The sequence below is a fragment of the Burkholderia sp. Tr-20390 genome, assembly GCF_017104595.1.
Classification (GTDB): Bacteria; Pseudomonadota; Gammaproteobacteria; order Burkholderiales; family Burkholderiaceae; genus Burkholderia.
In genome coordinates this window covers 38,408-48,784 of record NZ_JAAGPC010000055.1, presented here as the reverse complement: position 1 = coordinate 48,784, position 10,377 = coordinate 38,408, and the positions used below count along the sequence as shown (strand labels likewise).

At 69.0% G+C, this 10,377-nt stretch carries 10 protein-coding genes and 1 pseudogene; 10 read left to right on the top strand and 1 reads right to left on the bottom strand.

Going from position 1 to position 10,377, the window contains the following annotated elements; all coding sequences use genetic code 11:
- Window positions 1-550, top strand: a 550-nt coding sequence (gene pgl, locus G3N98_RS17415; protein ID WP_206148764.1) for a 6-phosphogluconolactonase, incomplete at its 5' end; no start/stop codon positions are given.
- Window positions 528-2,456, top strand: coding sequence for a bifunctional transcriptional regulator/glucokinase (locus G3N98_RS17410; RefSeq protein WP_089439434.1), 1,929 nt, complete (start codon window positions 528-530; stop codon window positions 2,454-2,456). The genes pgl and G3N98_RS17410, both read left to right, overlap by 23 nt.
- A 96-nt stretch (window positions 2,457-2,552) precedes the next feature.
- On the opposite strand, the gene G3N98_RS17405 is transcribed toward G3N98_RS17410, so the two are convergent.
- Entirely contained in the window at window positions 2,553-3,770 is a 1,218-nt protein-coding gene (locus G3N98_RS17405) for a Bcr/CflA family multidrug efflux MFS transporter (RefSeq protein ID WP_206148763.1), read from the bottom strand.
- Window positions 3,771-4,017: 247 nt separating this feature from the next.
- Between G3N98_RS17405 and G3N98_RS17400 the strand changes: the two genes are divergently transcribed.
- The 8 genes and pseudogenes from G3N98_RS17400 (at window position 4,018) to nusB (ending at window position 10,363) form a co-directional block, all read left to right on the top strand.
- Window positions 4,018-4,482, top strand: coding sequence for a hypothetical protein (locus G3N98_RS17400; RefSeq protein WP_206148762.1), 465 nt, complete (start codon window positions 4,018-4,020; stop codon window positions 4,480-4,482).
- 176 nt (window positions 4,483-4,658) lie between these two features.
- The gene (gene hemL / locus G3N98_RS17395) at window positions 4,659-5,942 is read left to right on the top strand and encodes a glutamate-1-semialdehyde 2,1-aminomutase (protein ID WP_014897811.1); all 1,284 of its coding nucleotides are present in this window, start codon (window positions 4,659-4,661) and stop codon (window positions 5,940-5,942) included.
- 15 nt (window positions 5,943-5,957) lie between these two features.
- Entirely contained in the window at window positions 5,958-7,079 is a 1,122-nt protein-coding gene (ribD, locus tag G3N98_RS17390; RefSeq protein WP_089424718.1) for a bifunctional diaminohydroxyphosphoribosylaminopyrimidine deaminase/5-amino-6-(5-phosphoribosylamino)uracil reductase RibD, read from the top strand.
- Window positions 7,080-7,116: 37 nt separating this feature from the next.
- A pseudogene (locus G3N98_RS39825) lies at window positions 7,117-7,197 on the top strand (riboflavin synthase); the annotation flags it as partial.
- 308 nt (window positions 7,198-7,505) lie between these two features.
- Window positions 7,506-8,024, top strand: coding sequence for a DUF1993 domain-containing protein (locus G3N98_RS17385; protein WP_206148761.1), 519 nt, complete (start codon window positions 7,506-7,508; stop codon window positions 8,022-8,024).
- Window positions 8,025-8,217: 193 nt separating this feature from the next.
- Window positions 8,218-9,360, top strand: a complete 1,143-nt coding sequence (ribBA, locus tag G3N98_RS17380; RefSeq protein ID WP_089439431.1) for a bifunctional 3,4-dihydroxy-2-butanone-4-phosphate synthase/GTP cyclohydrolase II — start codon at window positions 8,218-8,220, stop codon at window positions 9,358-9,360.
- 53 nt (window positions 9,361-9,413) lie between these two features.
- Window positions 9,414-9,929: a 6,7-dimethyl-8-ribityllumazine synthase gene (gene ribH / locus G3N98_RS17375; protein WP_039371042.1), complete on the top strand. Its 516-nt coding sequence runs from the start codon at window positions 9,414-9,416 to the stop codon at window positions 9,927-9,929.
- Window positions 9,926-10,363, top strand: a complete 438-nt coding sequence (gene nusB / locus G3N98_RS17370) for a transcription antitermination factor NusB (protein ID WP_021157083.1) — start codon at window positions 9,926-9,928, stop codon at window positions 10,361-10,363. The genes ribH and nusB overlap by 4 nt, the downstream gene beginning before the upstream one ends.
- Window positions 10,364-10,377 lie beyond the last annotated feature (14 nt).

Below are 10,377 nucleotides of genomic sequence, written 5' to 3'. Positions count from 1 at the left end.
CCCGCGCCCGTTCCTGCACACGCTGTCGCACGCGGCGCTCGACTGGGCCGGCGTCGACGTGACGCTGGTCGACGACCGCTGGGTGCCGGAGGACGATGCAGCCAGCAACGCGCAGCTCGTGCGCGACACGCTGCTGCAGCACGCCGCCGCCCCTGCCCGCTTCCTGCCGCTCGTCGACACGCGCGCCGCGCTCGACGCGCACGTCGCCGCGCTGAACGCGAACGCCGACTACCGCGTGCCGAGCGTCGCGGTGCTCGGCATGGGCGAGGACGGCCATACCGCGTCGATCTTCGCCGATGCGCCCGAATGGGATCACGCGATCACGACGCCCGAGCGTTTCGTCGCCGTCCATCCCGGCGCCGCGCCGCATGCGCGCGTGAGCTTCTCGCTCGATGCGCTCAAGCGCGTCGACCGGCTGTTCCTGCTGATCGCGGGCGAACGCAAGCGCGCGGTGCTCGACGCCGCGGCCGCATCGCTGCAGAAGAACGCGATTTCCCAACTGGCCAACGACAAGGGGACCCAGCTCGATGTCTACTGGTGCGCAAAGTAAGGCGGTCGTCGCGGGTCAGCATGCCGACGGCCCGCGCCTGCTCGCGGACGTCGGCGGCACCAACGCGCGCTTCGCGCTGGAAACCGGCCCCGGCGAGATCACGCAGATTCGCGTCTATCCCGGCGCCGACTATCCGACGATCACCGACGCGATCCGCAAGTATCTGAAGGATGTGAAGATCAGCCGCGTGAACCACGCGGCGATCGCGATCGCGAATCCGGTCGACGGCGACCAGGTCACGATGACCAACCACGACTGGAGCTTCTCGATCGAGGCGACGCGCCGCGCGCTCGGCTTCGACACGCTGCTCGTCGTCAACGATTTCACCGCGCTCGCCATGGCGCTGCCGGGCCTGACCGATGCGCAACGCGTGCAGGTCGGCGGCGGCGCGCGCCGCCAGAACAGCGTGATCGGGCTGCTCGGGCCCGGCACCGGGCTCGGCGTGTCGGGGCTGATTCCGGCCGACGACCGCTGGATCGCGCTCGGCAGCGAAGGCGGCCACGCATCGTTCGCGCCGCAGGACGAGCGCGAGGACCTGGTGCTGCAGTACGCGCGCAAGAAGTTTCCGCACGTGTCGTTCGAACGCGTGTGCGCGGGACCCGGCATGGAGATCATCTATCGCGCGCTCGCCGCGCGCGACAAGAAGCGCGTGGCCGCGACCGTCGACACGGTCGAGATCGTCGAGCGCGCGCATGCGGGCGACGCACTCGCGCTCGAGACGGTCGAATGCTTCTGCGGGATTCTCGGCGCGTTCGCGGGCAGCGTCGCGCTGACGCTCGGCGCGCTCGGCGGCGTGTACATCGGCGGCGGCGTCGCGCTGAAGCTCGGCGAACTGTTCACGCGCTCGTCGTTCCGCGCGCGCTTCGAGGCGAAAGGCCGCTTCACGCACTACCTCGAGAACATCCCGACCTACCTGATCACCGCCGAATACCCGGCGTTCCTCGGCGTGTCGGCGATCCTCGCGGAGCAGCTGTCGAACCGCTCGGGCGGTGCGTCGTCGGCCGTGTTCGAACGGATCCGCCAGATGCGTGACGCACTGACGCCGGCCGAGCGCCGCGTCGCCGATCTCGCGCTGAACCATCCGCGCTCGATCATCAACGATCCGATCGTCGACATCGCGCGCAAGGCCGACGTGAGCCAGCCGACCGTGATCCGCTTCTGCCGCTCGCTCGGCTGCCAGGGGCTGTCCGACTTCAAGCTGAAGCTCGCCACCGGCCTCACCGGCACGATCCCGATGAGCCACAGCCAGGTGCATCTCGGCGACACGGCCACCGACTTCGGCGCGAAGGTGCTCGACAACACGGTGTCCGCGATCCTGCAGTTGCGCGAGCACCTGAATTTCGAGCACGTCGAGAACGCGATCGAGATCCTGAACGGCGCGCGGCGCATCGAGTTCTACGGGCTCGGCAACTCGAACATCGTCGCGCAGGACGCGCATTACAAGTTCTTCCGCTTCGGGATCCCGACGATCGCGTACGGCGACCTGTACATGCAGGCCGCATCGGCCGCGTTGCTCGGCAAGGGCGACGTGATCGTCGCGGTGTCGAAGTCGGGGCGCGCGCCCGAGCTGCTGCGCGTGCTCGACGTCGCGATGCAGGCCGGCGCGAAGGTGATCGCAATCACGTCGAGCAACACGCCGCTCGCGAAGCGCGCGACCGTCGCGCTCGAAACCGACCACATCGAGATGCGCGAGTCGCAGCTGTCGATGATCTCGCGGATCCTGCATCTGCTGATGATCGACATCCTCGCGGTCGGCGTCGCGATCCGCCGTGCGTCGACGAACGGCGAACTGCCCGAGGCCGTCGCGCAGGCGAGGGCACGCGCGAGCGACGACGAAACGGCCGACGTGCTCGACTGGCTGAGCCACGGCGCGTCGCCGGCGGCGAAGGACGTCGCGCGGGATTGACGCGGCGCGGCGGCAGCCGCTTTCCGCGTTCGAGACAAAAACGCCACCGGCGCAGCGCGCGCGGTGGCGTTTTTCATTTTGCCGTCAGGCCGCGGATCAGGCGCCCGCCTTGACGGGCCGCCCGTGCCAGCGCAGCACGAGGTAGCGGCCGGCGAAACACAGCACGCCCGCAACGCCGATCGTCACGCCCATCGCGAACGGCGTGCCGTCCGCGAGTGCGCCGATCGCGACGCTCGCGAGCGCGCCGAGCGCCAGCTGCATCGCGCCGAACACGGCCGCCGACGCGCCCGCGTTGTGTGGATAGCGATGCATGAGGTCGGTCGTGCAGTTCGCGGACAGGATCCCGACCACGCCGACGACGAAGAACAGGCACACGACGATCGACCACAGCCCGCCCCACCCCGTCAGCGCGACGAGCGCGACCGCGAGCGACGCGATGCAGCTCACGAGCGACGCGGCCGCGATGATGCGCAGCGAGCCGAGGCGGCCGACGAGCCGCGTGTTCGTGAAGTTGCCGATCATGATGCCGACGACGTTCAGGCCGAACAGCAGCCCGTAGTGCTGCGGCGACACGTGGAAATACTCGATGTACACGAACGGCGTGGCGGTGATGTACGAGAACATCGACGCGAACGCCATCCCGCCGCACAGCATGTGCCCCCAGGCGACGGGGTCGGACAGGATGCGCCCGTACGACGCGAACGATGCGATCACGGCCGCGCTCTTGCGCCGCTCCTTCGGCCAGGTTTCGGGCACGCGCAGGTACGCGGTCGCCGCGCATACCGCGCCGAACACGGCCAGCACGACGAACACGCCGCGCCAACCGGAGAAGCGCAGGATCTGCCCGCCGATCAGCGGCGCGAGCAACGGCCCGACCGCGGTGACGATCGCCACCATCGACAGCACCTTCGCCGCGTCGGTCGGCTCGTGCGCGTCGCGGGCGATCGCACGCGACAGCACCGACGCCGCGCCGGCGCCGAGCGCCTGCAGGAAGCGCACGAGGATCAGCATGTCGATCGACGTCGACACGAAGCAGCCAATGCTGGCGAGCGTGAACAGCGCGATGCCGCCGAGCAGCACGGGGCGGCGGCCCCACGTGTCGGACAGTGGGCCGTACAGCAGCATGCCGACCGAGAAGCCGGCCATGAAGCTCGTCAGCGTGCGCTGCGCGGCGCCGGGGCTGACGGAGAAGCCGGCGGCGATCGACGGCAGGCTCGGCAGGTACATGTCGGTAGCGATCGGCCCGCAGGCGGCGAGCGCGCCGAGCAACAGGATCAGCCGGGCATCGGGCCGGCGTCGGATGACGTGAGACATGGGTATCCGGAATGGAGCCCGCGCGCATCGGGGCGCGCGTGGCGGTGAAGACGGGAGGCCGCGCCGCGAACGGCGCGCCCAGGCCCATGATTGTACGCGCAACTTTTTTGCGTGCTGGCGGCCGCGTGCGCGGCTGGCGGGAAAACACCGGCGCGACGCCCGCCGCGCGGGATCGAGCACCGGGATTCGATTAAGCTTGCAGCTTCCCGCCCCTCTTGTCTGACCAATTCGCCGCACGACCGAACCGATGACCGCTTTCCTGCTGATCTGGAGCCCCAAGAAATGGCCGTGGCCCGAACTGCCCGACGTCGCCGCGCGCGTGAAGGCCGGCGAGGCCGTGCATGACGTGTGGGGCTGCGGGTTCGCGCGCGGCATCCTGCCGGGCGACCGCGTGTTCCTGCATCGCGTCGCGAAGGAGCCCAAGGGCGTGTTCGGCTCCGGCTACGTGACGCGCTCGCCGTACGAGGTGCCCGATCCGTCGACGAAGCGCGGCTACCGGCTGTGCATCGACTTCGTGTACGACTGGCTGGTCGACGCGCACCAGGACGTCGTGATCGCGCGCGACGCGCTGCGCGTCCATCCGTATTCGGTGCAGACCTGGGATGCCCAGAGCTCCGGCACGGTGATCAAGCCGATGGTCGAAGGCCCGCTCGAGAAGCGCTGGGCCGAGCTGACCGGCAAGCGCAAGCCGCCGCCGTTGCCGGATCGATAACGGGGCCGAATCGCCCGCTCTTCCTTCCCGGTCCGCGCGATCCCTCGCGCGCCGATACGCCGCAGACCGCGCCGCGGGCCCGCCGCGCGCGTCTCCGGTACAATCAGACGATCGTTCCGCCCAGGCGCCGCGGCCCGTGCACAGGCCCCCGCGCCCTTCTCTCGCAGGTTTCGTCCATGTCCAACAATCAGATCCTCTTCGAACGCGCCCAGAAGACCATTCCCGGCGGCGTCAACTCGCCGGTGCGCGCATTCCGTTCGGTCGGCGGCACGCCGCGCTTCGTCGCGCGCGCACAAGGCCCGTACTTCTGGGATGCCGATGGCAAGCAGTACATCGACTACATCGGCTCGTGGGGCCCGATGATCGTCGGCCACGTCCATCCGGAAGTGCTGTCGGCCGTGCAGAACGTGCTCGCCGACGGCTTCTCGTTCGGCGCGCCGACCGAAGCCGAGATCGAGATCGCCGAGGAAATCTGCAAGCTCGTGCCGTCGATCGAGCAGGTGCGGATGGTGTCGAGCGGCACCGAGGCCACGATGAGCGCGCTGCGTCTCGCGCGCGGCTTCACGGGCCGCAGCCGCATCGTCAAGTTCGAAGGCTGCTACCACGGCCACGCGGACAGCCTGCTCGTGAAGGCCGGCTCGGGCCTGCTGACGTTCGGCAACCCGACGTCGGCCGGCGTGCCCGCCGACATCGCGAAGCACACGACCGTCCTCGAATACAACAACGTCGCCGCGCTCGAAGAAGCGTTCGGCGCGTTCGGCGACGAGATCGCCGCCGTGATCGTCGAACCGGTCGCCGGCAACATGAACCTCGTGCGCGGCACGCCGGAATTCCTGAACGCGCTGCGCGCGCTGTGCACGAAGCACGGCGCCGTGCTGATCTTCGACGAAGTGATGTGCGGGTTCCGCGTCGCGCTCGGCGGCGCACAGGCGTACTACGGGATCACGGCCGACCTCACCTGCCTCGGCAAGGTGATCGGCGGCGGGATGCCGGCTGCCGCGTTCGGCGGCCGCCGCGACATCATGGCCCACCTCGCGCCGCTCGGCGGCGTCTACCAGGCCGGCACGCTGTCGGGCAACCCGATCGCGGTCGCCGCGGGCCTGAAGACGCTGCAGCTGATCCAGGCGCCCGGCTTCTACGACGCGCTCACCGCGCAGACCAAGCGTCTCGCCGACGGCCTCGCGGCCGAAGCGCGTGCGGCCGGCGTGCCGTTCGCGGCCGACTCGATCGGCGCGATGTTCGGCCTCTACTTCGCCGAACGCGTGCCGACCAGCTTCGCCGAAGTGACGAAGAGCGACACCGAGCGCTTCAACCGCTTCTTCCACCTGATGCTCGACGAAGGCGTGTACTTCGCGCCGTCGGCGTACGAGGCCGGCTTCGTGTCGAGCACGCACGACGACGCGGTGATCGACGCGACGCTCGCGGCCGCGCGCCGCGCATTCGCGGCACTCGCTGCCTGACCCGGGTCCGCGCGCATGTTCTCGGATATCGATTTCGCCCACATGCAGCGCGCGCTCGCGCTCGCCGCGCGCGGCATGTATACGACGGCGCCGAACCCGCGTGTCGGCTGCGTGATCGTCAAGGACGGCGACGTGATCGGCGAAGGCTTCACGCAGCCGGCCGGCCAGGATCACGCGGAAGTGCAGGCGCTGAAGGACGCGCGTGCGCGCGGCTACGACGTCGCGGGCTCGACCGTCTACGTCACGCTCGAGCCGTGCAGCCACTTCGGCCGCACGCCGCCGTGCGCGAACGCGCTGATTGAAGCGCGCGTCGCGAAGGTCGTCGCCGCGATGGAAGACCCGAACCCGCAGGTGTCGGGGCGCGGCCTCGGCATGCTGCGCGACGCGGGCATCGATGTGCGCTGCGGGCTGCTCGCGCACGAAGCGGGTGAACTGAACGTCGGCTTCGTATCGCGGATGACGCGCGGCCGCCCGTGGGTGCGGATGAAGACCGCCGCGTCACTCGACGGCCGCACCGCGCTGCCATCCGGCGAAAGCCAGTGGATCACCGGCGAGGCCGCGCGCCTCGACGGGCACGCATGGCGTGCGCGCGCCTGCGCGATCCTCACCGGCATCGGCACCGTGCGTGAAGACAACCCGCTGCTGACCGTGCGCGGCATCGACACGCCGCGCCAGCCGCAGCGCATCCTGGTGGACAGCCGCCTCGACCTGCCGCTCGACGCGCGGCTGCTCGAAGGCGCGCCGCTGCTGATCTTCTGCGGCCGGCTCGACGCCGCCGGCGAAGTGCGCGCGAACGTGCTGAAGTCCCGTGGCGCGGAAATCGTGCCGATCGCGAATGCGCAAGGCAAGGTCGACCTGCCCGCGATGCTGGCGGCGCTCGGCGCGCGCGGCGTCAACGAGCTGCACGTCGAGGCCGGCCACAAGCTGAACGGCTCGCTGCTGCGCGAGCAGTGCGTCGACGAATTGCTCGTCTACCTCGCGCCGAGCCTGCTGGGCGCCGATGCGGCCGGCATGTTCGACCTCGCCGCGCCGGCGAACCTCGACGCGCGTACGCGGCTGTCGTTCCACGGATTCGAGCGGGTCGGCGACGATCTGCGAATCCTCGCGCGCTTCGCGCCGCCCGACGCCGCGCACTGAACGGGATCGTCACGACGTTTGCCGGCGTTGTCGCGGCAAGATCAATCTCGAAGTCGACATGATCGCGCGCTACGTCGAACGGATGCTGTCGTCGTCGCAAGGCATGCATCAGGACTGATCGTCAGCCGCGGACGGGCGGTTCGGCCCGTCGTGGCCGGGGCGCCGCCCTCGCACACCTCGTTCTGTGGGTCGCCGGTCGAGCCCCCCGCGCGACGCATGTCGCCCATCGCGTCGGGACGACGCGGATTGTTCACACCCCATTTCTCGCCGCGCCGCCGCTCGCCCACCTGCACCGACAGCTGGCCGAATGGCCAACGACGCGCACGGGTCATGCCGCCGCGCTAAGATGCGTCGACAGCGGTTCCGGCGCCGCAACGCACGGCGCGGCCGCGTATTGGTCACCCTCTTCCTCAAGGAGTCGTCCCCATGTCCATTTCGATGTATCAGGCCTCGGTGCCTGTCCTGATCCGTGGCCTGACCAATCTTCAGCACATTCTCGGCAAGGCGCAGGCGCATGCGGCCGAAAAGCAGATCGATCCGTCGGTGTTCGTCGGCGCCCGCCTGTACCCGGACATGCTGCCGCTCGTCCGCCAGGTCTACATCGCGACCGACACGGCCAAGGGCTGCGCCGCGCGCCTCGCCGATGTCGATATCCCCAGCTACCCGGACGTCGAGCAGACCTTCGACGAACTGCACGCCCGCATCCAGAAGACGATCGACTACCTGAAAAGCTTCGACGCCGCGCAGATCGACGGCAGCGAGGCGCGCCAGATCGTGCTGAAGATGCGCGTCGGCCCGATCGAGTTCACCGGCCAGTCGTACCTGCTGAACTTCGTGCTGCCCAACTTCTTCTTCCACGTGACGACCGCGTACGACATCCTGCGCCACAGCGGCGTCGAGCTCGGCAAGCTCGACTACCTGGGCGGGCGCGACCAGCACGCGTGACGCGCGGCCGGGCAAAGCCCGGCCCGCCACTGTCCGCACGCGCATGCAGCCATTGCGCGGCGGCCCCACCAGGCCTGCCGCGCAGGCCGGCCGCAGCGCTTTCCGGAGCGCTCGCCGGTCGCGCGCGGTCCACGCCAGCCGAAACGTCGTCCGGCTGGCGTAAAATACGCACTTTCCTCTTTCACGCCCCCTTATGACGCTCGCCTCCACGCTCGACATCATCGCCGAGCTGAAAGCCGGCCGGATGGTGATCCTGGTCGACGAAGAAGACCGCGAAAACGAGGGCGACCTCGTGATCGCCGCCGAATTCGTCACGCCGGAAGCGATCAACTTCATGGCCAAGTACGGCCGCGGCCTGGTTTGTCTGACGTTGACGCAGGAACGCTGCAAGCAGCTGCACCTGCCGCTGATGACCTACCGCAACGGCACGCAGTACGGCACCGCGTTCACGGTCAGCATCGAAGCGGCCGAAGGCGTGACGACCGGCATCTCGGCCGCCGACCGTGCGCACACGATCGCCACGGCGGTCGCGCATGACGTGCGCCCCGAGCACATCGTGCAGCCGGGCCACGTGTTCCCGATCATGGCGCAGCCGGGCGGCGTGCTCGTGCGCGCGGGCCACACCGAGGCCGGTTGCGACTTCACCGCGCTGGCGGGCCTCACGCCGGCCGCGGTGATCTGCGAGATCATCAAGGACGACGGCACGATGGCGCGCCTGCCCGACCTGATCGAGTTCGCGCAGGAACACAACCTGAAGATCGGCACGATCGCCGACCTGATCCAGTACCGCAGCCGCACCGAATCGATCATCGAGCGGATCGCCGAGCGTACGATGCAGACCGCGCACGGCACGTTCCGCGCGGTGCTGTACCGCGACCAGCCGAGCGGCTCGCCGCACATCGCGCTGGTGCGCGGCACGCCGTCGCCGGACGTCGATACGCCGGTGCGCGTGCACGAGCCGCTGTCGGTGCTCGACCTGCTCGAGACGGGCGTGTCGACGCACTCGTGGACGCTCGACGCCGCGATGCGCGAAATCGCGGAGCGCGACCTCGGCGTGATCGTGCTGCTCAACTGCGGCGACACGAAGGAACACCTGATCGACGTCTTCAAGGCGTTCGACGAGGAAGAAAAGGCCGCTGTGCTCAAGCGCCGGCCGGTTGATTTCAAGACGTTCGGCATCGGCGCGCAGATCCTGCGCGATGTCGGGGTCAGCAAGATGCAGGTGCTGTCGAATCCGCGCAAGCTGGGCAGCATGTCCGGCTACGGCCTGGAAGTCACGGGCTTCATTCCGATGCCCGGCGGCGAAGCCAAGTCCTGCCCGGCGTCCAACGCGTAACCCGCCACGGCGCTTTCGCCCTATAACCGTTCATCCACACCACGGACAAGATCATGGAAATCGGACAATACCAACCGAATCTCGAAGGCGACGGCCTGCGTATCGGCATCGTGCAATCGCGCTTCAACGAGCCCGTGTGCAACGGCCTCGCCGACGCGTGCGTCGAGGAACTGGAACGCCTCGGCGTTACCGGTGAAGACGTGCTGCTCGTGTCGGTGCCCGGCGCGCTGGAAATCCCGCTCGCGCTGCAGAAGCTCGCGGAAAGCGGCCAGTTCGACGCGCTGATCGCGCTTGGCGCGGTGATCCGCGGCGAGACCTACCACTTCGAACTCGTGTCGAACGAGAGCGGCGCGGGCATCACCCGCATCGGCCTCGACTTCAACCTGCCGATCGCGAACGCGGTCCTGACGACCGAAAACGACGAGCAGGCCGTCGCGCGCATGACCGAAAAGGGTCGTGACGCCGCACGCGTCGCCGTCGAGATGGCCAACCTGACGATGGCCCTCGACCAGCTCGGCGATGACGACGAGGACGAAGAAGAGGAAGACGACGAAGAGGAGCGCGCATGAAGAAGAGCGCCCGCCGACAATCGCGCGAGCTGGCGACGCAGGGGCTGTACCAGTGGCTGCTGTCGAACGCGTCCTCCGGTGAGATCGACGCGCAACTGCGCGGCGCGCTCGGTTACGACAAGGCCGACAAGGAGTTGCTCGACGCGATCCTGCACGGCGTGATCCGCGAGCACGCCACGCTCGTCGAAGCGCTGACGCCGTCGCTCGATCGCCCGATCGACCAGCTGTCGCCGGTCGAACGCGCCGTGCTGCTGATCGCCACGTTCGAGCTCACGCACCACGTCGAAACGCCGTACCGCGTGATCATCAACGAAGCCGTCGAACTCGCGAAGACGTTCGGCGGCTCCGACGGCTACAAGTACGTGAACGGCGTGCTCGACAAGCTCGCCGCGAAGCTGCGCCCCGCCGAAACGCAGGCGCGCCGCAACGGCTGAACCCGTTGGTCCGG

What these genes read in the sequence shown, in the direction of transcription:
- G3N98_RS17410 (WP_089439434.1), top strand. Translation starts at nt 528, where the DNA reads ATGTCTACTGGTGCGCAAAGTAAGGCGGTCGTCGCGGGTCAGCATGCC.
- G3N98_RS17405 (WP_206148763.1), bottom strand. Translation starts at nt 3,770, where the DNA reads ATGTCTCACGTCATCCGACGCCGGCCCGATGCCCGGCTGATCCTGTTG.
- G3N98_RS17400 (WP_206148762.1), top strand. Translation starts at nt 4,018, where the DNA reads ATGACCGCTTTCCTGCTGATCTGGAGCCCCAAGAAATGGCCGTGGCCC.
- hemL (WP_014897811.1), top strand. Translation starts at nt 4,659, where the DNA reads ATGTCCAACAATCAGATCCTCTTCGAACGCGCCCAGAAGACCATTCCC.
- ribD (WP_089424718.1), top strand. Translation starts at nt 5,958, where the DNA reads ATGTTCTCGGATATCGATTTCGCCCACATGCAGCGCGCGCTCGCGCTC.
- G3N98_RS17385 (WP_206148761.1), top strand. Translation starts at nt 7,506, where the DNA reads ATGTCCATTTCGATGTATCAGGCCTCGGTGCCTGTCCTGATCCGTGGC.
- ribBA (WP_089439431.1), top strand. Translation starts at nt 8,218, where the DNA reads ATGACGCTCGCCTCCACGCTCGACATCATCGCCGAGCTGAAAGCCGGC.
- ribH (WP_039371042.1), top strand. Translation starts at nt 9,414, where the DNA reads ATGGAAATCGGACAATACCAACCGAATCTCGAAGGCGACGGCCTGCGT.
- nusB (WP_021157083.1), top strand. Translation starts at nt 9,926, where the DNA reads ATGAAGAAGAGCGCCCGCCGACAATCGCGCGAGCTGGCGACGCAGGGG.